The sequence below is a fragment of the Nitrospinota bacterium genome (assembly GCA_016208975.1).
GTDB lineage: Bacteria > Nitrospinota_A > UBA7883 > UBA7883 > JACRLM01 > JACQXA01.
In genome coordinates, this window is sequence record JACQXA010000004.1 from 1,348,262 (window position 1) to 1,375,206 (window position 26,945).

The 26,945-nt window shown below is 56.0% G+C and carries 24 protein-coding genes; 10 read left to right on the top strand and 14 right to left on the bottom strand.

Going from position 1 to position 26,945, the window contains the following annotated elements; translation table 11 throughout:
* Positions 1-7 precede the first annotated feature (7 nt).
* Positions 8-1,537, bottom strand: coding sequence for a YifB family Mg chelatase-like AAA ATPase (locus tag HY751_10185; protein ID MBI4666762.1), 1,530 nt, complete (start codon positions 1,535-1,537; stop codon positions 8-10).
* Positions 1,538-1,889: 352 nt separating this feature from the next.
* Between HY751_10185 and HY751_10190 the strand changes: the two genes are divergently transcribed.
* Genes HY751_10190 through HY751_10200 form a run of 3 tightly spaced genes read left to right on the top strand, consistent with a single transcriptional unit; the run spans position 1,890 to position 3,359 of the window.
* Entirely contained in the window at positions 1,890-2,207 is a 318-nt protein-coding gene (locus tag HY751_10190; GenBank protein ID MBI4666763.1) for a nucleotidyltransferase domain-containing protein, read from the top strand.
* Positions 2,200-2,577, top strand: coding sequence for a HEPN domain-containing protein (locus HY751_10195; protein ID MBI4666764.1), 378 nt, complete (start codon positions 2,200-2,202; stop codon positions 2,575-2,577). The genes HY751_10190 and HY751_10195 overlap by 8 nt, the downstream gene beginning before the upstream one ends.
* The gene (locus HY751_10200) at positions 2,574-3,359 is read left to right on the top strand and encodes a gamma-glutamyl-gamma-aminobutyrate hydrolase family protein (GenBank protein MBI4666765.1); all 786 of its coding nucleotides are present in this window, start codon (positions 2,574-2,576) and stop codon (positions 3,357-3,359) included. Before HY751_10195 ends, HY751_10200 begins: the two co-directional genes overlap by 4 nt.
* On the opposite strand, the gene HY751_10205 is transcribed toward HY751_10200, so the two are convergent.
* Positions 3,356-4,402, bottom strand: a complete 1,047-nt coding sequence (locus HY751_10205; GenBank protein MBI4666766.1) for a flippase-like domain-containing protein — start codon at positions 4,400-4,402, stop codon at positions 3,356-3,358. The two genes, HY751_10200 and HY751_10205, sit on opposite strands and share 4 nt — an antisense overlap.
* A gap of 121 nt (positions 4,403-4,523) precedes the next feature.
* Between HY751_10205 and HY751_10210 the strand changes: the two genes are divergently transcribed.
* Both HY751_10210 and HY751_10215 read left to right on the top strand, forming a co-directional pair.
* Entirely contained in the window at positions 4,524-5,441 is a 918-nt protein-coding gene (locus HY751_10210; GenBank protein ID MBI4666767.1) for an NAD-dependent epimerase/dehydratase family protein, read from the top strand.
* A gap of 23 nt (positions 5,442-5,464) precedes the next feature.
* Positions 5,465-6,070, top strand: coding sequence for a hypothetical protein (locus tag HY751_10215; protein MBI4666768.1), 606 nt, complete (start codon positions 5,465-5,467; stop codon positions 6,068-6,070).
* Here HY751_10215 and HY751_10220 read toward each other — a convergent pair.
* The 4 genes from HY751_10220 to HY751_10235 all read right to left on the bottom strand — a co-directional run bounded on the left by HY751_10220 (position 6,041) and on the right by HY751_10235 (position 10,814).
* Positions 6,041-6,673, bottom strand: coding sequence for a YihA family ribosome biogenesis GTP-binding protein (locus tag HY751_10220; GenBank protein MBI4666769.1), 633 nt, complete (start codon positions 6,671-6,673; stop codon positions 6,041-6,043). The genes HY751_10215 and HY751_10220 overlap by 30 nt on opposite strands.
* The gene (locus tag HY751_10225; GenBank protein ID MBI4666770.1) at positions 6,670-7,977 is read right to left on the bottom strand and encodes a DUF1015 domain-containing protein; all 1,308 of its coding nucleotides are present in this window, start codon (positions 7,975-7,977) and stop codon (positions 6,670-6,672) included. Before HY751_10225 ends, HY751_10220 begins: the two co-directional genes overlap by 4 nt.
* Before the next feature lie 53 nt (positions 7,978-8,030).
* The gene (locus tag HY751_10230) at positions 8,031-10,091 is read right to left on the bottom strand and encodes an SPOR domain-containing protein (GenBank protein MBI4666771.1); all 2,061 of its coding nucleotides are present in this window, start codon (positions 10,089-10,091) and stop codon (positions 8,031-8,033) included.
* A gap of 282 nt (positions 10,092-10,373) precedes the next feature.
* Entirely contained in the window at positions 10,374-10,814 is a 441-nt protein-coding gene (locus tag HY751_10235; GenBank protein MBI4666772.1) for a hypothetical protein, read from the bottom strand.
* Positions 10,815-11,284: 470 nt separating this feature from the next.
* Between HY751_10235 and oadA the strand changes: the two genes are divergently transcribed.
* The gene (gene oadA, locus HY751_10240; GenBank protein MBI4666773.1) at positions 11,285-13,009 is read left to right on the top strand and encodes a sodium-extruding oxaloacetate decarboxylase subunit alpha; all 1,725 of its coding nucleotides are present in this window, start codon (positions 11,285-11,287) and stop codon (positions 13,007-13,009) included.
* A 63-nt stretch (positions 13,010-13,072) separates the two neighbouring features.
* Here oadA and HY751_10245 read toward each other — a convergent pair whose 3' ends face one another.
* The 3 genes from HY751_10245 to HY751_10255 all read right to left on the bottom strand — a co-directional run bounded on the left by HY751_10245 (position 13,073) and on the right by HY751_10255 (position 17,417).
* Positions 13,073-14,353 (bottom strand): alpha/beta fold hydrolase, encoded by a 1,281-nt coding sequence (locus HY751_10245; GenBank protein ID MBI4666774.1) that lies wholly within the window; start codon positions 14,351-14,353, stop codon positions 13,073-13,075.
* Positions 14,354-14,541: 188 nt separating this feature from the next.
* Positions 14,542-16,167, bottom strand: coding sequence for a citramalate synthase (locus HY751_10250; GenBank protein ID MBI4666775.1), 1,626 nt, complete (start codon positions 16,165-16,167; stop codon positions 14,542-14,544).
* Positions 16,164-17,417 (bottom strand): aspartate kinase, encoded by a 1,254-nt coding sequence (locus HY751_10255; GenBank protein MBI4666776.1) that lies wholly within the window; start codon positions 17,415-17,417, stop codon positions 16,164-16,166. The genes HY751_10250 and HY751_10255 overlap by 4 nt, the downstream gene beginning before the upstream one ends.
* Before the next feature lie 317 nt (positions 17,418-17,734).
* On the opposite strand from HY751_10255, the gene HY751_10260 reads away from it, so the two are divergent.
* From HY751_10260 to HY751_10275, 4 genes are read left to right on the top strand one after another with little or no spacing between them, the layout of a single operon-like run.
* Positions 17,735-18,040, top strand: coding sequence for a hypothetical protein (locus tag HY751_10260; protein ID MBI4666777.1), 306 nt, complete (start codon positions 17,735-17,737; stop codon positions 18,038-18,040).
* A gap of 60 nt (positions 18,041-18,100) precedes the next feature.
* Entirely contained in the window at positions 18,101-18,568 is a 468-nt protein-coding gene (locus HY751_10265) for a hypothetical protein (GenBank protein MBI4666778.1), read from the top strand.
* An 8-nt stretch (positions 18,569-18,576) separates the two neighbouring features.
* Positions 18,577-19,881, top strand: a complete 1,305-nt coding sequence (locus tag HY751_10270; protein MBI4666779.1) for a flagellar hook-length control protein FliK — start codon at positions 18,577-18,579, stop codon at positions 19,879-19,881.
* Positions 19,878-20,180 (top strand): EscU/YscU/HrcU family type III secretion system export apparatus switch protein, encoded by a 303-nt coding sequence (locus tag HY751_10275; protein ID MBI4666780.1) that lies wholly within the window; start codon positions 19,878-19,880, stop codon positions 20,178-20,180. Before HY751_10270 ends, HY751_10275 begins: the two co-directional genes overlap by 4 nt.
* Here HY751_10275 and mqnC read toward each other — a convergent pair.
* Genes mqnC through HY751_10300 form a run of 5 tightly spaced genes read right to left on the bottom strand, consistent with a single transcriptional unit; the run spans position 20,177 to position 26,878 of the window.
* On the bottom strand, positions 20,177-21,241 hold the full coding sequence (mqnC, locus tag HY751_10280; GenBank protein MBI4666781.1) for a dehypoxanthine futalosine cyclase: 1,065 nt from the start codon (positions 21,239-21,241) through the stop codon (positions 20,177-20,179). The genes HY751_10275 and mqnC overlap by 4 nt on opposite strands.
* Positions 21,238-22,506, bottom strand: coding sequence for an HlyC/CorC family transporter (locus HY751_10285; GenBank protein MBI4666782.1), 1,269 nt, complete (start codon positions 22,504-22,506; stop codon positions 21,238-21,240). Before HY751_10285 ends, mqnC begins: the two co-directional genes overlap by 4 nt.
* The gene (locus tag HY751_10290; GenBank protein ID MBI4666783.1) at positions 22,506-23,783 is read right to left on the bottom strand and encodes an HlyC/CorC family transporter; all 1,278 of its coding nucleotides are present in this window, start codon (positions 23,781-23,783) and stop codon (positions 22,506-22,508) included. Before HY751_10290 ends, HY751_10285 begins: the two co-directional genes overlap by 1 nt.
* A gap of 60 nt (positions 23,784-23,843) precedes the next feature.
* Entirely contained in the window at positions 23,844-25,313 is a 1,470-nt protein-coding gene (locus HY751_10295) for an insulinase family protein (protein ID MBI4666784.1), read from the bottom strand.
* Positions 25,310-26,878, bottom strand: a complete 1,569-nt coding sequence (locus HY751_10300; GenBank protein MBI4666785.1) for an insulinase family protein — start codon at positions 26,876-26,878, stop codon at positions 25,310-25,312. Before HY751_10300 ends, HY751_10295 begins: the two co-directional genes overlap by 4 nt.
* Between the last annotated feature and the right edge of the window lie 67 nt (positions 26,879-26,945).

Genomic DNA, 26,945 nt, shown 5'->3' on the forward strand with positions numbered 1-26,945 from the left:
AGCGGTTTCAGGTAGCCTCCCGGTCCAGCGAGCGGTACTGTACCGCCTCCCCCACATGCTCCGCGCGGATAGCGGCGGCGCCTTCCAGATCGGCTATGGTTCTGGCCACCTTCAGCGCTTTTTCGTGCGCCCGGGCGGAAAGGCCAAGTTTTTCCACGGCGGCTTTTAATATGGCTTTGGAGGCGGTGTCCAGCGCGCACACGCTTTTAATCTGCCTGGAGCCCATCTGGGAGTTGCAATATATGCCGCTCCCGTTGAACCGCTGAAGTTGCAGAGTCCGCGCCCGGTTCACCCTATCGCGGATGGCGGCCGAAGGCTCCGCCTCCCCATCGCCCATCATCTCCTGGTGTTTCACGGCGGGCGCGTCTATATGGATGTCTATCCTGTCCATAAGCGGGCCGGAAATCCTGCTACGGTATTTGCGGATGTTGAGGGTGGAGCAAACGCATTCCCGGCCCGGGTCGGTAAAATACCCGCAGGGGCATGGGTTCATGGCCGCCGCCAGCATGAACCTGCTGGGGAACGTGAGCGCCATCACCGAGCGGGAGATGGTCACTTTCCCGTCTTCCAGCGGCTGGCGCATGGCTTCCAGCGTGCTTCGGCGGAACTCCGGCAGTTCGTCTAAAAACAGCACGCCGTTATGGGCCAAAGACACCTCGCCGGGGGTTGGGGTGGTACCGCCACCGATAAGCCCCGCGTCTGAAATTGTATGATGAGGCGCCCGAAAAGGCCGCCGTGTTACAAGGGCGGCGTTCAGCCCCAGCTTGCCGGAGACTGAGTGGATGCGGGTGGTCTCTATGGCTTCGTCAAAAGTCAGGTCCGGCAAAATGGTTGGAAGCCGCTTGGCCATCATGGATTTGCCGGAGCCGGGGGGGCCTATCATAAGCAGGTTGTGGCCCCCGGCGGCGGCTACTTCCAGCGCCCGTTTAACGTGGCCCTGGCCCTTCACTTCGGAAAAATCCGCGTCGTCCCACTCGCCGGGGTGGAAAACATCCGTCACCGTAACGCGGGTGGGCTCTATCCGCTCGTTGCCGTTTAGATACTGGATGGCCTGGGGTAACGACACGATACCTATCACCTCCACCCCTTCCACCACCGCCGCTTCGCGGGCGTTTTCTTTTGGGAGGATTATGCGTTTAAACTTTTCGTCCCGGGCCAGCATGGCGGCGGAAAGGGCGCCACGGATGGGTTTTACGCGCCCGTCCAGCGCCAGCTCGCCCAACACCATGGCGTCCGTCATTTCATCGGACACCAGATTTTCCGCCAGCAGTATGGAAAGCGCGACGGGCAGGTCGAAATTGGAGCCTTCCTTGCGCAGGTCCGCCGGGGCCAGGTTAACGGTGATCTTTTTCACCGGCGCGTCGAACCCGCTGTTTTGAAGGGCGGCCAATACACGCTCTTGCGACTCCCGCACCGCCGCGTCCGGCAGGCCCACGGTGGAATAACCGAAAGTGCCCGCCAGGGTGTTCACCTCCACCTCCACTTTATAGGCGTGGATACCGTATATGGCCGCGCTGTGAGTTTTCGAGACAGGCATTAATTATTACCCCTTGGGTAACAATGCTATGAGGCGAGGGTGGATAAGTCAAGAAGCGATGAGGGCAATTGGAGCTACACATGATAATTGCGCGGCTCAGCGCTTATCAAATAGATGGGCTTGTAGGTGGTGTCTCAGTTTGAATCTCAAATAATAGACAGATCCTTCACTTCGCTTGCGCTTCGCTCAGGATGACAATGTTATCAACGGCTGTTATATTGTCATTCTGAGCATAAGTGAAGAATCTCCCCCGTACTTTCAAACTGAGACACTACCGACTTGTACCATCGCTTTGCTAATTGCAGTATAACAGGGGAATTAAGGCCACGCTTTTTAAGCTATAATCTTTCACATGTCCAATGTAGCAGGGATCATCACTGACGCCGCGAACCACATCGCGGAAGAAAAGCGTCCGGAGAAAATAATTCTGTTTGGCTCCCGCGCATGGGGTGAACCGGCCCCGGACAGCGATTGGGATTTACTCATTATCGTGCCCAGTTCGGACGAGCCACCCTATCGGCGCGCGAGGAATGTTTATAAATGCCTCCGCGGCCTTGGGGCAGACGTAGAAGCCATTGTGCTGACCCATGACGAGGTTGAACAAGCCGCTCAGGTATCCACATCCATTGTGAGATCCGCCTTGAGCAAGGGCATTGTGCTTTATGGATAACGCTAATGCCCAAGAGGCCGGGAAATGGCTGTACAAGGCTTATCGTGACCTGGGCGCGGCGAAACGCTTGATATATGGAGATGATAAATATCCCGATCTGGCGGTTTACCTTTGCCAGCAAGCGGTTGAAAAAGCGTTAAAGGCTTTCCTGACCCATAATGGCGCATCATTTGGAAAAACCCACAACCTGTCAGTTTTAACCGAACAGCGCTCCAAGCTGGATACCTCATTTGAAGAGCTATATACAGCTTCGGAAATTCTAACACCCTATGCCACATCTTTCCGATATCCATCGGAAGTCATGGAGCCTTATGAAGCCGATGTGGCGGAGGCTTTGAATTTGGCCACAAAAGTTGTTTTGAAAATATGATCAAATCCAACACACCCATCATCGGCATCACCGTGGATACCAACTACGGGCAGGAAACTAAAACGCTCAACAGCGGCTTTGACCCCAAAGGCAACGCCATATTCTGGCTCAAGAAAGCTTACACCGACGCGGTGGAAAAATCGGGCGGCGTACCGTTGCTTCTCCCCCTGGTGTCATCCCCGGCCAAGGCGGCGCTTTATCTTACGATGATAGACGGCCTGATAATATCCGGCGGGGAGTTTGATATTGACCCGGCCCTTTACGGCGAAAAACCCATCCCCCAGTGCGGCGCGTTAAAGCCGGACCGCACGATAATGGAAATGGCTTTGCTGAAAAAGGCGCTTAAACTATCCATGCCGGTGCTGGGAATTTGCGGGGGGCATCAGGCCATCAACGTGGCGTTTGGCGGCTCGCTGTATCAGGACATTCCCACACAGGCCCCCGCTGGTTTAAAACACGAACAGAAACCCGTCCCCGCCACCCAGCCAAGCCACGATGTGGATGTGGCCAGCGGCACGATATTGGGGAAAATAGCGGGCCAGCCGAAATTGCGCGTAAACTCCACCCATCATCAGGCCATCAAGAAAATAGGCAAGGGCCTGTCCCCTTGCGGCGTTTCACCGGACGGCATTATAGAGTCGGTGGAAAAGAAGGGGGCAAGCTTCCTGTTAGGCGTCCAGTGGCATCCGGAACAGCTTTATAACAACGACGAAGCGAGCAGAAAAATATTTAAACGGTTTGTAGCCGAATCCAGGAAATACAGAAAAGCCAGCCGCCGCTAGTTGTCCTCTTCCTGCTCGGCCAGCTTTTGCATATGGGTTATGGACACGAGGTTGTCCCTTCGCGAAAAAACCAGATACACAAGCCCGCCCAGCCCCAGCGCCAGCGCGAAAGATACCGCGTGATACAGCACCGCCAGTTCCACCCCCTTGTTGGAGGCGAACAGGGCGAACACCGCGCCAAATGCCATCTCGCCCACTCCAAGCCCGCCGGGCGACACCGGGATGGAGTTTATCAGCAGGCACACCGGCAGAACGAAAAAGTATTGCCCCACCGATAACCCGGTAATGTTGAGCGCGGCGGCCAGAATCCATATGGAGCCGTACAGCGCCAACTGGGAAAGCAATGAAAGGAAAAAAGCGTAAATCGTGTGGCCGGACTGGCGCCCGATGCTTTTCGTGGCCGCGTGGATTTTCCTTATCTTGTCCTGCATGGGCAAGGCGGATATGACCCGGTTCACAAACCGCGATTCGCTTATCCTCCGCTCCAAAAATATAAGCGCCCCCAGGTTTGCGGCCACGAAAAGGGCGGCGATGAACATAACCAGCGCCTTGGTGGATGAGTTCCACCATGCCGGAGCCTCGCCGGAGGTCGCGAACATGGCCGCCACGGCGCCCGCCACGGCGGCGACGAATATCATGGTGTATAGCCCCAGCACCCTGTCGAACACCACGGTTGTCACCAGGGCGGCTTTGTTCTGCTGGCCCCGGGCAAGGTAGTAAGCCTTCACAATGTCACCACCCACGGCGCCGGGGAACACCACGTTGAAAAACGACCCGATAAGCGTAAGGTTCAATGCCGGTTTCATGTCCACCGAGATGTCCACGGCCCTCAACAGCGTGCGCCAGCGTTCCACGGAGATAAGCATTGCAAGGAAGGTGAGAAACAGGCTGATCACCACATAACCCGGTTTGGCCAGCGCCACGGACAGCGCGTTCAAGTCAAGCTTTCCGCTTTTATAAAGGAATACGAACACCACTATCACAAACAGCAGTTTGGCCGCGTCCAGCAGATAGCTTTTAAAGCCGCGTTTTTGGGAGCCCAACTCCTTGAAGCCTTTCTAAAAAAACGGGCGGAACTGGCCTAAGCCATCCGCCGTTGTTAGTGAAACCGCATCATTCTACAATATTGGTAATGGTCTCCCCAACAAATAAGGAGTATCGGCCATGGCTATGAAGGTTTTCGTTACCGGCGGAACGGGGTTTGTGGGCAGTTATGTTCTGGAGGCCCTAAGGCTGGCAGGCCATTTGCCATACGCCCTTGTCCGGAGCGGGTCGGAAAATAAACTGCCCTTCAGGGAAGGGCTGGTGATAATCAATGGCGATGTCCATGACCCAGTCTCATATTCCACGTTTCTCAAAGATATGGACGCGGTGATCCACCTGATAGGCATTATCCGCGAGTTTCCTGGCAGAAGGATAACTTTCCAGCGGATGCATGCCGGGGCCACAAGGAAAATCGTGGAGGAATCGGTAAAACAGGGGGTGAAACGGTTCATCCACATGAGCGCCAACGGCGCCAGCGAATCCGGCGTATCCGGCTATCAAACCACCAAGGCCGAAGGGGAGAGGATAGTTATCTCCTCCGGCATGAGATGGACCATATTCCGCCCCTCTGTGATTTTCGGCGATCCCCGTGGCCGGATGGAGTTCGTAAGCGAACTGGCCAAACCCATAAAGCTTGCGCCTATTGTGCCAGTGTTCGGCGACGGGCAATATAAGCTGGAGCCGGTGGCGGTGGAAGACGTGGCCAAATGTTTCACTGGCGCCATAAATAATCCGGCGGCGGAGGGCAGGGTGTTCCATTTGGGCGGCGGAACCGTAATGACGTACAATGACGTGGTGCAGACCATTGGCAGGGCTGTGGGTCGCCAGTCCACCCACATGGTGAAAGTCCCGTTCGGGCTTATGATACCCTTGGCCAATGCGCTGGGCGGATTTTCGTTTTTCCCCGTAACCGGCGACCAGTTGAAAATGCTGGGCGGAGGGAATGTTTGCCCGGAGCACGATTACCAGAAGGTTTTCGGCGTAACGCCAAAACCGTTTACTAAAGACAACCTGGCTTATTTAACGCCGCGCCGTTAAAGCCCGGTTTGGAGTGGAAGGTTATGAGGTTCACCAGCGAAGACCATTTTTTGTCCGCCATTGCCCCAGCGGGTCTGGCGCAGGACCCTGAAGGGCGATACCTGCGATTCACCGACGAGGATTCGGTGCTGGGTTTCGACTTTACCAACCTCACCATGCCAGACTCCCCCGGCGCATTTGACATAGCAGGCGGGATGGACAATTCGGTTGAAAGGTCCATGGTGGAAACGGTTGTCCGCTTGATGGAGGATCTGGATCTTTTCCCCCTTTACCTCTTCGCGTCCGACAACGAATGGCTGGACGAGGACGCGGACGCGCTGGCCAAACGGGGCCTCATCCGCGAAAGCGAGCGGGATATATTAAAGGCCATACAAACGGCGGGACACAACATGGACGTGTTGATCGTGGAGAAAAGCGAGGCGGGCAGGGCGGTGGACATCCTTACGCCCCAGTTGACCGAACTGGGCGCCACCTGTTTCGCGGTAAGCGAGGATGGCTCCACCTACGCCCTCATTTCGCAGGACGATGAAGTGTCCTTCAACACCACCGATGAAGGAATCTACCGCCGCGCCAGGGAAACCGTAAGGTCGCTGGAAAGCCTATCCTTCGACATCATCTGGGGGGAGTGACCTTTTTCCACCGCCAGCCGCTTTCGAAATAGCGTGCCATAGCTCTTTTTTGCCCTCGCCTGAAAGGGCAGAGTACATCACGGTATGAGGCGCTGTCCCGCCGAACACTTCAGCCAATACCTTTTTGGGCTCTTTCAACTCCCGGAGTCTGTGGGTCTTGGGTATCTTGTCTATCTTCGTGAAAACCGGTATGGCGGGTATGCCGAACTCGGAGAGCCAGCCGAGCAGGTTCAAGTCATCGTCGTTGGGGATCCTTCTGCAATCCAGCAGGGCAATCACTGCCTGCAACTCCGCGCGGCTTTTCAGATAGTTTTCCACCATGTGCCCCCAGCTTTGCCGGAGTTTTTCGGGAACGCTGGCGAATCCGTACCCGGGCATGTCCACGAACGACAATGAATCGTTCACGGTGAAAAAATTCAGCGCCTGGGTTTTGCCGGGGCTTTTGCTGACTTTCACCAGCCCTTTTCTTCCCAGCAATGAGTTAATGAGGGAGGATTTGCCCACGTTGGAGCGGCCGGCGAAAGCTATCTCCGGCAGGTTCAGTTTCGGGTAATGCTCCGGCTTAATGGCCGATTTTACGAACTCGGCCTTGAAAACCCTCATTCCAGCGGATTAAACACCAGGCCCGATATGAGCTTGGGGTAAAAATAGGTGGATTTTTGCGGCATCACACCGCCAGCGGTGGCCACTTCAATCACCTTGGCCACGTCGGTTGGGTTGAGCAGAAACGCTATTTTAACCGGACCTTCCAGCACGCCCCGGGCGGCCTCCGACGGGTCTATGGTGTAGTTTATGACCTTCTTGTCCGCCACCATTTCCCGGGATATGCCCAGGGCCTTTTCGAAGATCACCTCTTGCAGGATGGTAACGTCCAGCATTTTAAGCGCCGCCGAAAGCCCCTCTCCAATCTGGGCCTGGTAAATATCCTTTTTCAAAGTTAGCAGGTATGATTTCCCTTCCGCGATCATGATGAAGCTGGGGGCTTTCAACCCGGCTTCGCGCAATGCGGTCACCTGCGGCTCCATGTTTTGCGCGTCCAGCGGCGCCTGCGTGGCCGTAAAAAGACCGCCGAGGAGGGAGAGGATTTTATCCACCCCCGGCGTGGCGAATTCTTTCACCAGCCTGTGGGTGGGAAGCACAGTGAACCCCTCGCCATGGGAATTGGAAAGGTACATAAGGGCGTAATCGTAATTTTGCGGCCCCTTGGGGTTTTCCGCGGCCCGCCGCTCGTTGCGGTAGTTGAGCGCCGTTTCGTACCGGTGATGCCCATCGGCGATCACTACCGGCTTGTTCTCCAGCAATGTCTGGATTTCGGAGATGGCCTCACGGTCGGTAAGTATCCACATGCGGTGGCGCACCTGCTCATCATCCGTGGCGTCCACGTCGGCGGAAACCAGGTTCATGATGGATTTTAATATGCCATCCACCTTTCGTTCCGGGTCGGAATAAAGGCCGAACACCGGGGAGAAGTTCATTTTGCAGGCGCGGGTGAGCATAAGCCTGTCCACCTTTGGGCCGGAGAGGGTGCGTTCATGGGGGTAAATGGACTGCCCCAAAGGCTCGATGAGCCTTCTGCAGATGAACCCCACCCGCTGAAGCTTTTTGCCGTCTATAAAGTAATCCTGCGCATAAACATAAAGGGCAGGCTCATCTTCCCTGATAAGGGTATGGTCGCCCAGCCAGCTTGATAGCGTCTTCGCGGAGCGGGTGTAGCGGTTATTGTCATCGGTATCGCCATCTCTTATGACGCCGAGAATCAGCCGCACCACGTTCCGGTCATGCCGGTCATAAAGGCTTTTCTGAGCCTCCGGAGAGATAACGTCATAAGGGGGCGCCAAAGCGTCTATGGCGTTTGGAACCGCCTTGGGATTGTAACGGACGCCCCTAAAAGGATTTACTTTTGCCATTCTTCAACTTTCAAGTGGAAAACGAAAACTTATACCGGATGGAGCCCGGAAAATCAAGGCTGGGCCGGGGCGGAGCCTTGCGGCAGTCCTTCTTGCGCGGCCGCGGCCGCCTCTTGTTCAGTAAGGTACGCGCCGGAATAAACCGCCGCTTTGTCGCCATCGGCTACCACATAAGCGGAAACGCCGCTGGCGGCCAACTGGGCGGCTTTGGCCCGGGCCTCGGCCACTGGGGCGGGGGCGTTCACAAGCACAGAGTACGGAAGCTTTAAAGCCCTGCCAGACCTGGCTATGCCCTGCCCGGAAAGTTTCCCGGCAAGAGCGACGGCTTCCCCGGCGCTTTTAAACCGGTCCACCGCCACGCGGCTTACGGTTCCGCCGGAGCCGTCCGGCCCTGTCATTTCAAAAGCGTTCACCCCTTTATCCCGCAGGATCTTTACCAGGGAAATGGCCTGGCCTTTATCCCGGAAGGTGGCTACATGCAATGTGAAAGGTTTGTTTTTAGAAACGGCGGCCTTGTCTTTGGCCACCGGTTTGGATTTAGGCGCCGGTATGGCCGTTTCGCCACTTACCTTGTAACCGGTTTTCCCCTTCTCCATGGTCACTGTGGACTCTTTCGGGCCGTTAGCGGTTTTCCTTACAACCTTCGCTTCCACGCGGCCGGTTTTTTCATCCACGACTTTTACGGAAACGATCTCTATATCGCCACCTTTCACGCCATTCCTGGCCTTCCACTCGGCCAGGGCTTTAAACCAGCTCATCTGGGGAGTAACCACCTTGGCTGGCGCGGGAGCGGGTTGAGCCACGGGCGCCGGCGCAGGGACGGGAACAGGCGTTACCCTGGGCTCCACTTTCTTTGCGACTTGTTCTTTAACCGGGGGCGCCACTATGGCTGGCGGGGCGGAAACCTTTACTGTCAATTTTTCCCAGGCCGCCCACTGCTGGCGGACAATCTTTCTGGCCTCATTTGCACTTATGGAGTCCGCCATTTCCTCCGCCAGCGCCCAATCCAGCACAGCGCCTTTTTTAATGCCGTGCAGGTTGCCATGGGCGAACAGTTTTTTGTTGCTCCTCCAGAGCGCCACGATCAGCCGGTCCGCATCCTGGCCACCGGTCATTTTCCTTGTGACGGCGTATAGGGTATCGCCGTGTTTAACCTTGTAAGCACCCTCGCCAACAATTCTGGCCGGGGTGGCGCCAGGAGCGGATACAGGCGCCCGCATAGCCTGTTTGGGGGCCGGGGCGGGCTCCGAATTCACGAACGTCTCATCCCCGTGTATAACGATCTCCACCGGTTCCCCTGCTGATTTGGATGGCGCTGGCGGCGCCGATGCCTCGGGCTCCTGGCTGGAAGCGGTTATGACGGGGGTTTCAGCGGTCATTACCGGGGCCGGGCCCTGCTCGGCATCGGCTTCCGAGGCGCGGATGGCTTCCAGCGTGGCTTTATCATCCGAAGAGGGGGCCATGGGTTGGGCCACCTTGGGTTGTTCACCTCTTAAGGCCGAGCGCACCGCCATCTCATCTTTGGAAAGATGCTCCTCCTCTTTTTTCATGTCGGCTATGTCCTGCCGGGCCGGGACTTCGCCGGACCGGGGTTGGCCCCCCATTTCACGGGCCACCGCCTGCATGTCTTCCTGCTCCTGTTCTTTGGACGATGACGCCTCCAAAGCCAGGTTCTTTTGGAAATCTATGGCTATGAAATAGTTTTCAAGAATTTGCCCGCCGTTGATGAAGGCCTTGATTATCAGATTGAAAGAAGGCTGATAAATAGGGTCGGCGCTGGTGATATATATGATTTTCTGCCCTTTGGCCGCGGGATGATCCGCCACTTGCAGGGAGAGGTTGTCCAAAAAATCCGGCCGTTTCAACCCAAGCTTGCTGTAATCCGCCGGGGAGCCAAAAGCCACCACAAGCCCTTCAGGTTTGGCCGCGCTTTCAAGGGGTATTTCAGCCTTGAATAGGGTGTTATAGGCGCTGGTGACCCGGATTTTGCCAAAAGAAAATGCCCAGGCGGGTTGTGATAAAGCCAAAGCGGCCACCACCGCCAGGATTATGGGATAAACGGCGCGGCGGAGCTTTATCAACTCGCGTAGCCGGGAAGTTCCATTTAAAAGCATGGGGGTTATTCTATTCGGTAGGCTGTAATTTTTCAATTTGCAATAGGCTTTGCTGAACGCAAAAAACGCGATCATGAAAAAACAGTCCCCCATCGCCAGGATTTTATTCAGTTTTGCCCGATCCCCACAAGGATTGGAGCTCCAGAAGAGCATACCCAGCGGCATACCCCTTCAATCAAAAAAACCGGCGGAGGAGAGGAATCCTCCCCCCCCGCCGGTCTCAAAACCCTAGAAGCAACCCGCCGAAACGGGCCACCGTGCCTGAAATCGCGATTAAGAAAGTTATTTCTTTTTCGCGGCTTTCTTGGCGACCTTTTTGGCAGCCGGCTTTTTAGCGGCGGCCTTCTTGGCGGGTTTTTTAGCGGCAGATTTCTTCGCAGCAGCCATTACTTTCTCCTTCTGTTTGTCCTTTTTGACTGGTACACCTTTGATTTCCATCACTTTAATATCCCATGTTGAAAACACGGGATACATCTGGACCAATTGGTTAACAAGAGACGCTGTCTTATAGTTTGTCTGTAGGACGATCCGGCCGCCATACCGCATTTCGGGCCCTTCTTGCATGGACTGCACCTGGGCGTCTGAAATGACCTGATGAAAGTTACCAAGATCTATCCCCGCATATTTCGAGTACAAAATCAGTTCCGATAAATGCTCCTTAAGCTCCCGGTCTGGATACCGGGAATTTTTCATTTCCACTTTTACAGGAGCGGAGCCTTTCAAGAAGTTCCTCCAGCTTTTACGGCTGATTTGGGTTAATTGCCCATTAACTTGATTAAACTGCTATGTTCTTACTACATCTTAGCAAATCAAATTATAGACATTATAAGAACATTAAATGATAATTTCAACAAATTTTTTAAAATTAACCAACTTTTTTCATTCGGCGAAACTATTGTAAATATAAGTATTTACGGCAACATATGTAAATTAGCGAATATTTTCTGAAAAAAATGTTTGGGGGGATTTTTCAAATTGGGCCTTTTTTAAACGGAATTTTGCCGCGCTCGATACAGATGGAATCCCGCTCACTTCAACCGCTCAAAAGGGAAGATGGACTCTAGACGATGTTGTCTTTAATCCTACCCCGTGCGATAATTCACCGTTTGCCGGAAATGCCGCTATCGTTTGAATTACCGGCGCTTTTTTACGCCAGCCGCCTGTTTGCGGCGGTTTGATGGAATATATAAGTAATGGCGAAGAAACCGATAAAAATCACCGAGGTTGTCCTGCGGGACGGACATCAATCCCTTCTGGCCACGCGGATGAAAACCGAGCACATGCTCCCCATAGCCGAGAAGCTGGACAAGGTTGGATTCTGGTCGCTGGAGATGTGGGGAGGGGCCACGTTTGACTCCTGCATAAGGTTTTTGAACGAAGACCCCTGGGAGCGTGTGAGGCTGTTGAAGAAAGCCATGCCCAACACCCCGTTCCAAATGCTCCTGCGCGGCCAGAACCTGGTGGGATACCGCCATTACGCCGATGACCTGGTGGAGAAATTCATAGACCTCTCCTGCGACGCGGGGATAGACGTGTTCCGGGTGTTCGACGCGTTGAACGACCTGCGCAATTTAAAAACATCCATCGCACGCATAAAGAAAAACGGAAAACACGCCCAGGGCGCCATTTCGTACACCACAAGCCCAGTCCACAACGTCCGGCTTTTTGTGGAGCTGGCTAAAGGGCTGGAGCAGATGGGGGTGGACAGCATTTGCGTGAAAGACATGGCCGGATTGCTGGCCCCGTGGCCCGCCTATGAGCTTATAGCTGGCATCAAGAAAGTGGTGGAGGTTCCTGTGCATCTGCACACCCACACCACCGCAGGGTTTGCCCCCATGTCCATCACCCGCGCCATAGAGGCCGGGGTGGACGGGCTGGACACGTGCATGTCGCCCCTTTCAATGGGCACAAGCCACAGCCCCACGGAAACCATTGTGGCCGCCTTGAAAGACACAGATAACGAAACCGGGCTGGACCTGGTGGCGCTGGCGGATATAGCGAATTACTTTGTGGATGTCCGCAAGGAATATTCCGCTTTCGAGTCTTCGTTCACCGGGGTGGACGTGAACATATTAAAGTCGCAGGTGCCTGGCGGGATGATCTCCAACCTGGAGTCCCAGCTTCGCCAGCAAAACGCTTACGACCGGTTACCCGAAGTGTTGGAAGAGCTTCCCCGGTGCAGGAAAGACCTGGGCTATCCGCCGCTGGTGACACCAACCTCACAGATTGTGGGTTCGCAGGCGGTGATGAACGTTTTGATGGGGCGGTACAAGGTTGTTACCAAAGAGACCCAGGCGCTGATAGAAGGCAAATACGGCAAAGTGCCCGGTGAGTTGGACCCGGAGCTTATGAAGCGGGTTTGCGGCGAGAACGCCTGTTTAACCGTGCGCCCTGCCGACTTGTTGGAGCCTGAGTGGGAGAGGCTAAAAAAAGAGGTGGCCGCCAAAGCCACCCGTGACGAGGATGTGATAATCTTCGCGTTGTTCCCCCAGGTGGCCGAGCAGTATATGAAGAAGCGCGGCACGCCGCCCGATGAAGTTTTCAAGAAAGAAGCGGTAGCTCCAGCGGCTACCGGCAAACCCCAGCCAAACGCCTTCCGCGTGACGGTGAACGGCAAGGCTTTCGACGTGCGGGTGGACGAGTCCACCGGTGTTTCCACCCCTGCGGCGGCTCCAGCCCCAACACCGACGGCTCCGTCGGCTGGCGGTTTCACTTTAAAGTCGCCGCTGGCGGGCGCCATTTTCAAGATCAATTGCCAGGTGGGCCAGCCGGTGAAAGAAGGGGAGCTTGTGATGTTGCTGGAAGCCATGAAAATGGAGACGGAGGTATTGTGCCCCCGATCTGGCGTAATCACTTCGGTTATGGTAAGACTGGGCGACAAGGTTGCCAGCGGCGACCCGTTGCTAATGATAAGCTAGCCTTCACGCCCTATTAAATTAAAACGCGCCTGGGGATAAAAACCCGGCGCGTTTTTTATTCGATTATCTGGTTGGTGTAATAGGCGGAGCCCAGCTCGTTACCCCTGGCGCCGCGCTACCTGTCCTATCCAGATAAAACGATGGTTTGGTAGTCAGGTATTTAATGGTAAGCCGCTGAACAAAGTTCATGGCGGGAGCCATGGCGTGAAATCCGGCGACCTTGGCCAAACCCCAATCGATCACATCCATCCCGAAATCACCCATGGATACGCACACCAGGTTGTTCTTGCTTAAAAACCCGGGCACGGCCCCCAGGAAGGGTACGGAGCCGTCACCGGTGTTGTTTGGATTTGGCCCGTCTGGCCATTGGTTGACCTTTGGCTTATATTCAAACCGCACATTGCCCTTATTGTCCCGCTTTGAACCCATGCTCACGAAAGTGCTCTCCCCTAAGCCCACAATAGCCATCCAACCGCCGCTATTGCCGGTGAGGTTGGTGAGAACCTGTGCGCTGTTGGCCATGGCGCGGGTATTGCTCGCTCGCTGGAGGAAAGTGGACAGAAGGTTCCTGGGATTTATATTGGCGCTGTATTTGTCTATAAACGTCTGGAGGGTGTCTTCCACGCTTGGTTGCCATGAATTCGGGTCAAACAAATTTTTAAGGCCTTCATCGGCGGCGTCCACCGCGTCAGCATAATCTGGCAGGAGTTGATAAACAGATGGCAATGAGCGGGCCGCTTCACGCTCCCGCGCCGGGCCGGGCATTAATGAGGACTGGCCCGTGGTGAGTTTCCATACCGCCTCCACCGCCCCATTGAACGGGGCGCAGATGGAAACAACCTTTCTGAACAATTTTTCCGCGCCGTATTTGTTCACGGCAATAGCGGTTATCAACCCGCCCATGGAATGGCACACCACATCCACCGGGCCGTCATAACCTTTATAATCCCCGGGTATCAGCGCCACACGGTTTTTCACTTCTTTTGCGAAGGCGTATAGCGTGTCGGCGATGTTCTCTATATCCTGCCGCCAATCGTAAGGGAACGGGAAAACAGGATGGGAGCCGGTTACGGCAAGTTCATGACGCAATTCCGACACCATTTCACCATAAGCCGCCGCATGGGGGCTAACGGAGCGGATTGCCGCAGGCTCCCTGGCTTCAAATACTCTGCTATCAGGGTGTAAGGCCAGCCTGTCGTGCTCTTCTATGGGTGAGATGTTCCAAAAAGAGTTTTGAAGCCGAAGCCTCCAAATCTCATCCGGTGGGATGTTGTAGTAATCGGAAAGGCTGGTACCTTGAATACCAGGCACTACAATAACCGGCGGTTGTAAATCTTGCGCCATTTTCGATCCCCCCGTCAAACCCCCATACCCGATTGTAGCCGCCAGCCCCAACTCATGACGGCATGAAAATCCAGACGGTATATTTTTATGCTACCAAGGGGATTGTTGGCAACGGAAAAGTGGGGGCGGGTTTCAATCCCACGCCTGACGGATGAGTCGCAGTCAGCGGCCAGGCGGGAACATGCGGGCTATTTTTTCTTCCCCTTACGGGCTTTGCCGGGCTTCTTGCCTTCAGCGTCTTTCTGCAGTTTATACTCCAGGCTGTCCACGAGGGCCTGCCAGCTGGCTTCTATCACGTTGGGCGAGACCCCAACCGTACCCCACCGGCGCGTCCCGTCGCCGGACTCTATAAGAACCCTGGTTTTAGCGGCGGTTTTTGATTGCTCGTCTAAAATGCGCACCTTGAAGTCGTGCAGTTCCACGTTGCCAAGTTGCGGGTAAAACTTCACCAGCGCTGAGCGCAACGCCTTGTCCAGCGCGTTCACCGGGCCGTTGCCCTCCGCCACGGAATGGGTGGTGGAGCCGTCTGGCATTTTAAGTTTTATCACCGCCTCGGCCCAGTTGGCCCCGCTGGTGTCGGAAAAGTTGGAGACAACCCGCGCCCGTTCCACCTCGAATTTCTTCTTCCACTGGCCCAGGGCTTTGCGCATGAGAAGTTCAAAAGAGGCCTCGGCCCCCTCAAACTGGAAACCGGCGTTTTCAAGCGTCTTCAGCTGGTTAAGGATATTTTGCGTGGCCTCTGCCTTGCTGTTTAAGTCTATGCCGAACTCCTCGGCCTTGGTAAGGATGTTGCCGCGCCCGGACAGGTCGGAAATCAACACCCGCCGCCGGTTGCCCACCAGCTCCGGCTGGATATGCTCGTAAGACAGCGATGTCTTGCGCACCGCCGCCACATGGATGCCGCCCTTGTGGGCAAAAGCAGATTTGCCCACGTATGGCTGGTGAGGCCTGTGGGACATGTTCGCCAGCTCGTAAACAAGGCTGGACAGGTCTTTCAGTTTTTTCATGTTCGCCGAAGGGACGCATTTGTAACCCATCTTCAGCTGGAGGTTCGGGATGATGGAACACAGGTTGGCGTTGCCGCACCGCTCGCCGATACCGTTGATGGTGCCTTGCGCCTGCCGAGCGCCTGCCCGCACAGCCGCCAGAGTGTTGGCCACGCCGTTGTCGGAATCGTTATGGCAATGGATGCCCAACAACGCGTCCGGGAAAGTTTCGCTCACCCGCTGAACCACAGCCTCCACCTCGAAAGGCAGGGCTCCGCCGTTGGTCTCGCACAGGCAGAGGCATTTTGCGCCCCCATCCAGCGCGGCCCGCAACGTTTCGATGGCGTAACCGGGGTTGCTTTTGTACCCGTCGAAAAAATGCTCCGCGTCGAAGAACACTTCATACACCCGCTTGGACAGGTAGGCTATGGTGTCGCGGATTATCTCCAGGTTGCGTTTCAGGTTTATCCCCAGCACCACTTCGGCCTGCATGTCCCAGCTTTTGCCCACCACGGTTACCACCGGCGCGCCAGAATCCAGCAACAGGCGCACGTTATGGTCATCCCCCGGTTTGTTCTTGTGGTGATGGGTGGAGCCGAAGGCCGCTATTTTGGCTTTTTGGAGGCGCAGTTTTTTCACCGCCTTGAAGAAAGCCTCGTCCCTGGGGTTGGAGCCGGGCCAGCCGCCCTCGATAAAGCCCACCCCGAAATCGTCCAGCGCCTCGGCGATGCGGAGCTTGTCGTCCAGCGAGAAGCTTATCTCCTCGGCCTGGGCCCCATCCCTAAGGGTGGTGTCGTAGATTAAAACCCTGCCGCTGTCTTTTTTCATTTCTTCAATGAATGGTAAGAGCGCTCTTCCGGCGCCCGGCCCAGCTCAAAAGCATCGTGCAATATCCGAACGGCCCTGTCCACCTCTTCGGCCGCCACCACGCAGGAGACCTTTATTTCCGACGTGGAGATCATCATTATGTTTATGCCACCGTCAGCCAGCGCCTTGAAGGCCTTGGCCGCCACGCCTGAATGGCTTCTCATGCCCACACCGATGATGGATACCTTGCCTATCTGGTCATCAGCGGCCACCTCGCGGGCGCCTATTTCCCTCAACGTGGGTTCTATAAGAGAGATGGCCTTTTTCACCTCGTTCTTGGGCACGGTGAACGATATGTCCGTAAGCCCCTTTTCAGAGACGTTCTGGATTATCACGTCCACGTTTATCTCCTGTTCGGCCACCTTGCCGAAAATGGTGGCGGCCACGCCGGGTTTATCCGGCACGCCGGACACGGTTATTTTGGCCTGGTTCCTGTCGTGGGCCACGGCGGCCACCAGCACGTCTTCCATTTCCTTCACCTCGGATGTGACTAATGTTCCTTTTCCATCAGAGAACGTGGACTTCACCCATATTGGCATGTTGTATTTCTTGCCGAACTCCACAGACCGGATCTGCAAGACCTTGGCGCCCAGGCTGGCCATCTCCAGCATCTCGTCGAAAGAGATGCAGTCTATCCGCCGGGCGTTGGGCACTATGTTCGGGTCCGTGGTGTACACGCCATCCACGTCTGTATATATCTCGCAACAACCGGCCTTCATGGCCACGGCTATGGCCACCGCCGAAGTGTCCGATCCGCCGCGGCCCAGGGTGGTAACGTTGCCCGTAGCCTCGTCCACCCCCTGGAAACCCGCCACCACCGCCACCTTGCGGGCGGCCAGGGCGTCTTTCAGTTTTTCACCAGTGATCTTTTTGATGCGGGCCTTCATGTGGAACGAGTCGGTGATCATGCCTATCTGCCGTCCCGTGAAGGATACCGACGGCACCCCCGCCTTGTTGAGCGCAATGGACAACAGGGCGGAAGATATGCGTTCCCCGGAACTCATCAAAAGGTCCATTTCCCGCTCGGGCGGGTCGTCATTCAGATCCTTAGCCTGGTTTATCAGCCCGTCGGTGACTCCGGACATGGCGGATACCACCACCACCACGTCGTGCCCCTGTTCGTAAACCTTTTTAACCTTGGCGGCCACGTTGCGGATACGCTCCAGCGAACCCATGGAAGTGCCGCCATATTTCTGGACGATGAGAGCCACGTTTAGCAAAACCCCAAAATTTTGATTTTACAGGAAAAGCGGGATTTTTGGCAAATTGGGGAGTGGCCAGCGCCAAAGTGGATTCCCATAACTACGGCCAAAAAACAGGCGCCCGGCGGAATATCAGGCCATAGCTTCATGGACGGCAAAACCCGGAACCCCTAATGTTATTGATAATTATGCCGATATACCATATGAGAGAGCGCCAGGAGGCTTTAATCCATGATTTGGCGTATAAACCTCTTATGCGCTATAATAAAGTGAAATTAAGAGCCTTGGGTCAATAGAAAGGTTAGGCCATGGTTCAATCTGTTGGAATGCAACAGGTTCTGAATTACTCCAATGCGGTGGAGCGGACGCAACACGCCGTGCAGGGGCAGGCGGAGGAGGTGGCCCGCGCTTTTGCCAAAGAGCTGGAAAAGACCGCGGAACATCAGCTGAGCCAGACCCACGCCACCCAGGAGACGGAGCAGACAGGCATCCGCGACTCGGACCAGCGCAAGAAGAAACATTACGCCCGCCACCTTCCAACCCCTGGCGCCAAAAGCGAAGAGGAAAAGAAGGAAGAGGTAGCGCCTCCGGCTGAAACGGGGCACGGCACAAACATCAACGTTGTGGCGTAACGCCCTCCCTAGGGCAAATTCAATAGCCCGCCGCGGTTCAATACCCGTATAATTCCCAGGATGAACGAACTGATTTTAATCCAACTGGCGGTGGACGTTTTGCTGTTCGCCATCGTCATCATCTATGTCATCCGCGACGGCAAATCCAAAGCCATGCAGGAGCATGACGAGCTTATCCGGCAAATTGAAAACCAGACACCACCATCCCAGGCGGACGTGGAAGCCATAAACACCCTGATGAACGAACTGGCGCGGCTTGTAATGCGCGCGGAGAAGGTGGCCGACAGGCTGGAGAAAGGCGCAACTAATGCGATGACGGCGGAGCCTGCGCCCGCAAGGGCGGGGCAGGGGGCGAAGCCTGCGCCCATTCCCCCGGCTCCGGTAAATCCGCCACAATCCATGCTGGATGAAGACACTTACACAAAAGCCGCCAAGCTGATAAAAAAGGGCCTGCCCGACGACGAGATAGGTAAAAAGGTGGGTCTGCCGCCCCATGAAGTGAGCCTCATCCGCAAGATGGCCACCTAGCCTGACCAATGTACATCAACCAGCTCCCGCAAACGCTTCTATCGGCCGCGTTAAAAGCTTTGGGCCAGCGGGACCTGGACGTGCTTTTCTCCAAAGGCGACGTGGTGGAGGGCAAGGTTTTAAAAAACCTCCAGAACAACCAGACGTTAGTGCGTCTTCGCGGGGTGGAGATGGTGGCCGTCTCCCAAACAAAACTTACCCCGGGGCAAACCATTGTGGGGCGCATAGAAAGCGTTCAGCCACAGCTTACGGTAAGCCTGCTTCCCGGCGGCAACACGGTGGAGGCCAAGTCGTCCACCATGATGAGGTTCCTCCTGCCCGCCAAAGCCCCTCTGGGCGAAACCTTGGCCAAGGCGCTGGACACGGTGAAAGGCGAACCTGCGGCCTCGCCCAAAGTCCAGGAGGCCCTTAAAAACCTTGGGGCCGTGATGGAGAAGGTTGTCTCCACAGACATGAACACCCTCACGCCGGAGAAAGCCGCGCAAACCATAAAGAGCTCCGGGTTGTTCATGGAATCCTCCGCGCGGCTGGTGGCGGAAGGCAAACTTGCGCCGGAAGAATTTAAAAAGTCCATGACCATGGATTTAAAAGCGGCTCTCTCCAAAACCCTGCAACTGGTGGATGAAGAGCTTGCCTCCCTTGTGGGCAGGTTCGAGAAGGAACAATCCGTCGCGACAGCGAAAACAATGGATGCCGCCCAGCAACCAAAGCAGGCGCCCCAAACCGCGCCGGAAAAAACCTTGGCCCAGCCATCCCTGCCGCAAGACGTGGCCAGGCCTCCTGCGGACAAGACAGACGAAGCGGTGGCGGAAATGGCCAAGCTCCGTGAGACAGCCAAGGGCCTGCGTCAGCTTATGAGCAATGTGGAGTTGAACCAGCTGGTGAACGCCACCCAAAAGCGGGAGGATGGTTCCGCCATGAACCCCATGCTGTACCAGATACCGTTCGCTCAAAACGGGGCCATAGACACGGCGCGGGTCTATTTCCTGCCCGATGGGGGCAAAGGTAAAGGCGAGAACGCACAGGGGGGTGAAAAATCGCTGGTGTTCATGCTGGACATGAGCAACCTTGGTCCCGTGCGGGTGGATGTTTGGGTCGGGGAGAAACAGGCCCACGGCTCCATTTACGTGGCTGACGACGCGGTGGCCGATTACGTCCGTGGAGCCCTGCCGGAGCTTTTGTCCGCGCTGGAGGCGGGCGGTTACCGGGCCACCATAAACGTATCCGCCGTGGCGGACACGGCATTCTTGACCGAGGAACTGGCGCCGTTGATCCCGGTTACAGGCGCGGGCCTTATAAACGTGAAAGCATGAAAAAAGGGGACGCCAAGCACCGCAAACACGCTGTGGCGGTGAAATACAAGCCGGGGGAACAGGCGGCGCCAACGGTGGTGGCCAAGGGTGGTGGCGAGGTGGCCGAGAAGATCATCGCTATCGCAAAAGAACACGGGATCCCCATTAAGGAAGACAAGGACCTGGTGGAGGTTTTATCCCGGCTGGATTTGAACAGCGAGGTTCCGCCGGAGCTTTATCATGTCATCGCGGAGGTGCTGGCCTGGGTTTACCGGGTAAACGGAAAACGGGCGCCCGCCACCCAGTTCAAGACGCTTTAATCCAGATACTCGTACCGCATGTTGCGTTTGCGGGGAACCATCCCGGCGCTTTCGATAATGCCACGCACATCCTTTTCCGATAAACGGAACGCCACGCCCGCCGCCGCCACCACGTTTTCTTCTATCATGGTGGAGCCCATGTCGTTGGCTCCGAAGAACAGGGAGACCTGGGCCATCTTCGGCCCCTGGGTTACCCAGGAGGCCTGGATGTTATCCACATTGTCCAGATACAGCCGGGCTACCGCCAGGGTCTTTAAATAATCGAACCCGCCGCTTTTCGCGGTGACTGGCATGGCGGTGTTCTCCGGCTGGAACGTCCACGGGATGAAAGCTGTGAACCCGCCGGTTTCGTCTTGCAGGTCCCGGATGCGGCGCATGCTTTCCACCCGTTCCTCCAGGGTTTCCATGTGGCCGAACATCATGGTGGCGGTGGTGCGCATGCCAAGCCTGTGGGCCTGGCGCATTACCTCTATCCATTCGTCCGCCGAGCATTTGCCGGGGCTTATCTGGTTTCGCGAGCGGTCGCTTAAAATCTCGGCCCCGCCGCCGGGGATGGAGTCCAGCCCGGCTTCTTTCAGGCGGCGCAAAACATCAGGAATCTCAAGATCGGAAAGTTCCGCCAGATGGACTATTTCCGGTGGGGAGAACCCGTGGATGTTTATTTTATGTTTGGCCTTGATGGCGCCGAGAGTTTGCTCGTACCACTCCAGGGGAAGGGTGGGATGTAGCCCGCCTTGCAGGAGAATCTGCGCGCCGCCCATTGAAACGGTTTCGGCTATCTTTTGGTCAAGCTCCACTTCGGAGAGCACATAAGCGTCTTCGTCCCCCTCCATCCGGTAGAAAGCGCAGAACTTGCATCCCGACACGCAGATGTTGGTGTAGTTGATGTTCCGGTCAATGATGTAAGTCACCACAGGCTCCGGTTTTTTCCGGAGCCGCGTCTGGTGCGCCGCCATGCCCAGCAGGGTGATCTCCATTGAGCTTAGCAGGTGGGCCGCCTCGTCATCTTCCAGCCGCTGGCCAGAAAGGACATCGTCAAGAATATCCTCGGCTACGGTCACGAATTACGCTCCTGCGCCGGCTTGGGTCTCAAATCCTCCACCCGCGCTGATTTCACACCCCTGGGGGTGGAATCCTCCACGGTGATGATATGGTTGTGGAAGGCCATTTTCTCGCCCGCCCTGGGGATGCGCTCCAGCGCGTCGTTTATCAACCCGCTCAGGGTTTCGTAATCCCCTTTGGGCAGGGCAAGCCCCAGCTCTTCGTTGATGCTGTCTATCTCCATGTGGGCGTCTATCAGGTATTCGCTGTCGCCCACCCGCTCATAAAGCTTAACGGGGCGGTCGTACTCGTCCTCAATTTCGCCCACCACTTCTTCCGCCAGGTCTTCAAGGGTGGTTATGCCTATGGCGCCGCCGTACTCGTCCACCACTACGGCCATGTGGATGTTCCTCTCCTGCATCTCCTTTAGCAGGCTGGAGTTCCTCATGGTCAGCGGGGCATATACGGCCGGGCTCATCACTTTGTCCACCCGCATGTTATGGTCGGCGTGCTTGAGCACGTCAAAGGCGCTTATAACGCCCACGATGTTGAAGATACGCTCATGGAACACCGGCAGACGGGAGTAGCCGCATTCGGCTATCCGGGCCTTCACCTCGCCGATGGTTGTCACCGTGGGAACGCCAACCACCGTCACCAGCGGCCGCATGACCGACTCCAGCGTGTTCGTTTTGAACTCGAATATCTTCTGGATCATCTTTTTCTCATCGTGAGCCAGCGACAGGGTTTCCTCGCTCATCCGCGTGAGGGAAATAATCTCTTCCCGGCTTACCAGCGCCGAAGGTACGCTTTTGCCCCCAAGGAACACCATGGCGAACAGGCGGGCCACGCCGGAGGTGGCGAAAAGGGCTGGCATGAAAAGTTTTTGCGCCGCAGAAAGGGGCCCGGCAAGATAAGGCGCTATAAAATCCGCCCGTTGGCGGAACAGCGTTTTAGGCACTATCTCGCCTAGAATAAGCGTTACCGGGCCCATGATGATGAACGAGTAGAAGTCGGCGTCCGCTTCGGCAAACCGTTCGGCGAAATATACCGTGGCGATGGACGATGCGGCGAACACGCTTATGTTGGTGCCCATGGATGTTGCGCCGAAAACCTTGTCGGGCTGTTTTAACAGAGCCTCCACCGCCGAGGCTCCCCGGGATCCGCTTTCGGCCAGGTGGCGCATCTTGATACGGTTGTACGAGATGAGCGCCAGCTCCGAGCCGGAGAAAAACCCTTCCGACAGGAGACAGAAAATTATAAGAATAAGCGTCAGCGCCGGATCCATTATTTCCCCTCCGGTTCCGCGGCGCCGGCCTGGGCCACGGCGACTTTCAGCTCGGTGGCGCGTCTTCCCTTCATCCGCTCAACCGTGAACGTGAACGGGCCGGACACCACAGATTCACCCATGTGCGGCACATGCCCAAGCAGATGGAACACGAATCCGCCCAGGGTTTCTATTTCCTCATGCCCCACATCTGCGTTGAACCGTTCGTTAAAATCCTCCATGCTCAAGGCGGCTGGGATTATGTAAATGCCTTCCCCTTTTTCCACTATCTCGCCGTTGGCGCTTTTCCTGCTGGCGGTCTCCCCCATGAGTTCGGCGATGATGTCGTCCAGGGTTACTATCCCCTGGATACCTCCGAACTCGTCCATGATGACGGCCATGTGGCTCTTTCGCCGCTTGAACTCCCGGAGAAGATCGTTTAACCCCAAGGTTTCGGGCACTATAACCGGCTCACGCAGAAGGCTCTTTAGCGACACCACCGGGTCGGGCGGGTAATCGTACTTCAGAAAGTCCTTTTTATACAGCACGCCTTCTATATTATCTATGGTTCCGTTATAAACGGGCGCCCGGGCAAAACTGGACTGGGCCATCTTGTCCCATGCCTCTTTCAGGGGCATGTTCACGTCCAGAGCCAGCAGGTCTGTGCGCGGGGTCATTATGTCGCGGGCCATAAGGTCGCCCAGGTCGAAAACGCTCTGGATCATCTCCTTCTCGGCCTCGTCTATGACCCCCTCGTCGGCCACCTCCTCCACCAAGGTCTTAATCTCATCCCCGGTTAGGGCGAAATTGTCGGCGGCGGTCTTGCCGCCAAACATGCTGGATATGCCGTTTGAAATCCAGGTGACTATTATCTGTACAGGATAGATGGCCACCAGGAAAATCGTGAGCGGCGCGGCCGCTGTCAGCGCCCATGTCTCGTTGGCGTAATGGGCCAGCGTTTTAGGGCTAATCTCGCCGATGACCAGAAGGATAAAAGCGCTGGCGCCAAGCATGAGGGCCACACCGATATCATCGAACGACTCCAGGGCCAGGTATGTAACCACCGCTGATATGGCCACGTTCACAAGCTCGTTGCCTATGTACAGGGTGACCAGCAGTCGCTCGGGTTTGGTCAGTAGCGCCGCTACCCACTTTCCGTAAAAACCCCTGGTTTCCTTCAACCTTTCTATCTGGAGCTTGGACAGCGAAAAGAAAGCCACCTCCGATCCGGAGAAAAAGGCCGATGCCGCCAGCAACACCGGCAGAAGCGCCCAGCGGATTACTAAAGTATCGTCCATGGTTTACATTTCAGCAGGTTTGGCTGTGTGACTATTAAAGGTAAGTGGCGCATGGCCATATCAGTTTTTAGAGTTGTAATCGCGCAGGGCTATTTTCCTGGCCGAAGAATAACCGGGGAGCGATTTTGCCAATACGTCCGGATCCCCCACCACCACCATTTTCAGCCCCTCGGGGTGAAGGTATTTCCTGGCCACCCGGAGCACATCCCCGGCGGTGACGGCCATTACCCTGTCCCGGAAGGTTTCCAGGTAGCCTTCCGGCATACCGTAATAATCAACGATCATCCTTTGTTCCAGTATCCGCGCGGGAGTGTCGAATATGAAAACAAAGGAGTTCACTATGGAGTTCCGGGCCAGCGCAAGCTCCTCCGGGGTCACCGCTTCGGAGCGGATCTTCTCGATCTCTTCGTTGAAAATCCCCGCCACTTCCCCGGCGCTGGCGGTTTTTGTTTCCGCCCCGACGGCGAAAATTCCCAGTTCCCACCGGCCCGCGTTCACATAAGACCATACCGAATAGGCCAGACCCCGTTCAGAGCGCACCTTTTGCGTAAGGCGCGAGGCGAAACCGCTCCCGCCCAATATCTCGTCCATCACCAGCACGGCGTGATAGTCCGGGTCGGTCCGTTTCAGGGTTAAATGTCCGGCGCGGATAACCGCTTGGGGCAGTTTCTTCGCCGCCACAAAAAGCCCACCCTCATAAACCTCTTTGGCCGGGGCCGTTTGAGGGTAATCGGGTTTTGGGGCTTTCCATTTCCCAAAAAGCCCTTCCAGCCGCGCCAGAAGCTTTTGCTCGTCGAAATCCCCGGTGACGCCCAAAATCATGGACGAGGGGGTAAAGTATTTTTTATGGAACGCCTGGGCGTCTTTTACCGTGATGGAGCGCAAGGTTTCCAGGGTGGCCGACCGCCCGTAAGGGGTTCCATTATAGATAAGCTTTCTCAACTCCCGGTCGCCGATATGCGTGGGCTCGTCATTCTCCCGGCGGACAGCGTCCATCGCCCGGGCCCGTTCCAGCTCGAACCTGTCCGGGTCGAACCTGGGGTTTTTAATCACGTCGGCGAATATGGATAGTCCCGCGTCCGCATCCTTTTTAAGAACCGAAAGGAAAGCCCTGGCCGATTCTTCACTTATGGAAACTTCCACATGGGCGCCCATCTGCTCCAACGTATCGTTCAGCGCGTCCGGCCCCAACGCCCCGGCCCCGCCGGAACGGATGGCAATCCCGGTGATGGCTGATAGCCCGGTCTTATTCGCGGGCTCCCACAAACCGCCGGCCTTTATCATGGCGGTCACCTGCACGATGGGTAGTTCATCGTTTCTCATCAGGTGGACTTTTACGCCGTTGGAAAGTTTCACCACCCTGGACTTGGGCAGGTCTGTCTGGATTGGTTTGTATTTTAGCGCCAGGATGTCCGCCGCCTTGGGTTTCATGGGCGGTTCCGGTTTTATGCGGCCAACCGTGGGGTAATAACAGCCGCCCAGAGAGAACGCCAGCGCCAGGGCAGTGGCGGCCTTTACCGTAGAAGTCATTTATCCCTCACTATGGAGCCCACGGTAAGGTTGTCCCGCGTGAAATATTTCCCGGCCACCCGCTGGATGTCTTCAGGGGTGACGGCTTTAATCTTTTCCATCTCTTTTATTATGTCCCGCCAATCGCCGGTTACCACCTGGTAATGGGTGAGAAGCCGCGCCATGCCATAGTGGGATTGAAGCTGGCGCACGTAATCGGCCTCCATGTTGTTCACCACTTTCTCCAGCTCTTTTTTGGAGACGGGCGCCGTTTTAAGCCGTTCCAGCTCTTCCCATACGGCCTTTTCCACATCCCTTGTGGAATGGGGCGGGCGAGGCTCTGCGGAAATGATGAACATGTTTGGATACCGGTCCCCCGGCGCCACAAAACTGCCCACGGAAAGCGCCACTTTTTTCTTCTGCGCCAGGCTCCGGTCCATCCGGCCGGTCCTGCCGAGGGTGAGGATGGAGTCTATAACCGAGAAAACGTAATCGTCCGCATGGGGCGCGTTGGGCTTGTGGAACCCCATCATAAGCGTGGGACTGGCGTCGAATTCCACATCCACCCGGCGCTCGGCCTGCTGGGGCGGCTCCACGGCCACCACCCGCTCCGGCAAAGGGCGTGAAGGGATGAACCCGAAATATTTGGTTATTACCGACTGTACCTCTTCGAACTTCAAATCCCCCACAATGGCGATAACGGCGTTATTGGGGACGTACCAGGCGTTCAAGAACCGTTTCACTTCCGATATGGAGAGAAGGGATATGTCCGGCCCCAAACCTATGACCGGCCTGCCATATGGATGTGTGGTATAAGCCGTGGCCATGAACCGCTCGAAAAGTTTCCCATCGGGATTGTTTTCGTAGCTACGTCTAAGCTCCTCCAGCACCACGTCCCGCTCGGCGTAATATTCCCGCAGAACGGCGTTTTCCAGCCGGTCGGCCTCCAGCCGCGCCCAAAGCTCGAACTTGTTGGAAGGAAGGCGGATTATGTAGGTGGTGGTGTCCCAACTGGTTCCGGCGTTGTGGCCCACGCCCCCTTCGGCGGCGTATATTTTGGAGTAGCTTTCCGGGGCTATGTATTTCTTTTCCTCTTCCAGGGCTTTGTTTAGCTCCGCCCGGAGGTTTTCAATGGTGTTTTGGTCTTTCCCTTCGCGGACAGCTATGTCCAGCTGTTCGCCTATGCTATCCACCTTCTCTAATAAGGGCTCTTCTTTCCCCCAGTCTGTTGTGCCGATGCGGGTGGTCCCCTTGAAAAGCATATGCTCCAGCATGTGCGCCGCGCCGGTATGACCGGCCAGCTCTTCCACCGAACCAACCTTGAACGCCATATGGGCGGCGAATATGGGAGCCCCTTTCCGCTCCAGGAAAAGCACCTTTAAACCGTTGTCCAGGGTGAATTCTTTTACACGGCTTTCAAGGTCGAACGCTAAGGCCGAAAGAGGGTTAAAGAGCAGGAAAACAACCAGTAACGCCGTAATAACGCGGGACGCGCAAAAGAACGGGATGCGGGATGGGCCCGCCGACGGAGGGATACTGTCTTCCCCCGATGATTTGTCCATCAGGTAAAAAATGACTCTTTCCAAACTATTTAACACCGAGGTCAATGATAGATTAGGGGTTGGAATATGTCAACGCCACGGGGTTTTGGGT

What these genes read in the sequence shown, in the direction of transcription:
- HY751_10185 (MBI4666762.1), bottom strand. Translation starts at nt 1,537, where the DNA reads ATGCCTGTCTCGAAAACTCACAGCGCGGCCATATACGGTATCCACGCC.
- HY751_10200 (MBI4666765.1), top strand. Translation starts at nt 2,574, where the DNA reads ATGATCAAATCCAACACACCCATCATCGGCATCACCGTGGATACCAAC.
- HY751_10285 (MBI4666782.1), bottom strand. Translation starts at nt 22,506, where the DNA reads ATGGATCCGGCGCTGACGCTTATTCTTATAATTTTCTGTCTCCTGTCG.
- HY751_10265 (MBI4666778.1), top strand. Translation starts at nt 18,101, where the DNA reads ATGAACGAACTGATTTTAATCCAACTGGCGGTGGACGTTTTGCTGTTC.
- HY751_10195 (MBI4666764.1), top strand. Translation starts at nt 2,200, where the DNA reads ATGGATAACGCTAATGCCCAAGAGGCCGGGAAATGGCTGTACAAGGCT.
- HY751_10215 (MBI4666768.1), top strand. Translation starts at nt 5,465, where the DNA reads ATGAGGTTCACCAGCGAAGACCATTTTTTGTCCGCCATTGCCCCAGCG.
- HY751_10220 (MBI4666769.1), bottom strand. Translation starts at nt 6,673, where the DNA reads ATGAGGGTTTTCAAGGCCGAGTTCGTAAAATCGGCCATTAAGCCGGAG.
- HY751_10210 (MBI4666767.1), top strand. Translation starts at nt 4,524, where the DNA reads ATGGCTATGAAGGTTTTCGTTACCGGCGGAACGGGGTTTGTGGGCAGT.
- HY751_10245 (MBI4666774.1), bottom strand. Translation starts at nt 14,353, where the DNA reads ATGGCGCAAGATTTACAACCGCCGGTTATTGTAGTGCCTGGTATTCAA.
- HY751_10225 (MBI4666770.1), bottom strand. Translation starts at nt 7,977, where the DNA reads ATGGCAAAAGTAAATCCTTTTAGGGGCGTCCGTTACAATCCCAAGGCG.
- HY751_10230 (MBI4666771.1), bottom strand. Translation starts at nt 10,091, where the DNA reads ATGCTTTTAAATGGAACTTCCCGGCTACGCGAGTTGATAAAGCTCCGC.
- HY751_10290 (MBI4666783.1), bottom strand. Translation starts at nt 23,783, where the DNA reads ATGGACGATACTTTAGTAATCCGCTGGGCGCTTCTGCCGGTGTTGCTG.
- HY751_10270 (MBI4666779.1), top strand. Translation starts at nt 18,577, where the DNA reads ATGTACATCAACCAGCTCCCGCAAACGCTTCTATCGGCCGCGTTAAAA.
- HY751_10295 (MBI4666784.1), bottom strand. Translation starts at nt 25,313, where the DNA reads ATGACTTCTACGGTAAAGGCCGCCACTGCCCTGGCGCTGGCGTTCTCT.
- HY751_10190 (MBI4666763.1), top strand. Translation starts at nt 1,890, where the DNA reads ATGTCCAATGTAGCAGGGATCATCACTGACGCCGCGAACCACATCGCG.
- oadA (MBI4666773.1), top strand. Translation starts at nt 11,285, where the DNA reads ATGGCGAAGAAACCGATAAAAATCACCGAGGTTGTCCTGCGGGACGGA.
- HY751_10250 (MBI4666775.1), bottom strand. Translation starts at nt 16,167, where the DNA reads ATGAAAAAAGACAGCGGCAGGGTTTTAATCTACGACACCACCCTTAGG.
- HY751_10275 (MBI4666780.1), top strand. Translation starts at nt 19,878, where the DNA reads ATGAAAAAAGGGGACGCCAAGCACCGCAAACACGCTGTGGCGGTGAAA.
- HY751_10260 (MBI4666777.1), top strand. Translation starts at nt 17,735, where the DNA reads ATGCAACAGGTTCTGAATTACTCCAATGCGGTGGAGCGGACGCAACAC.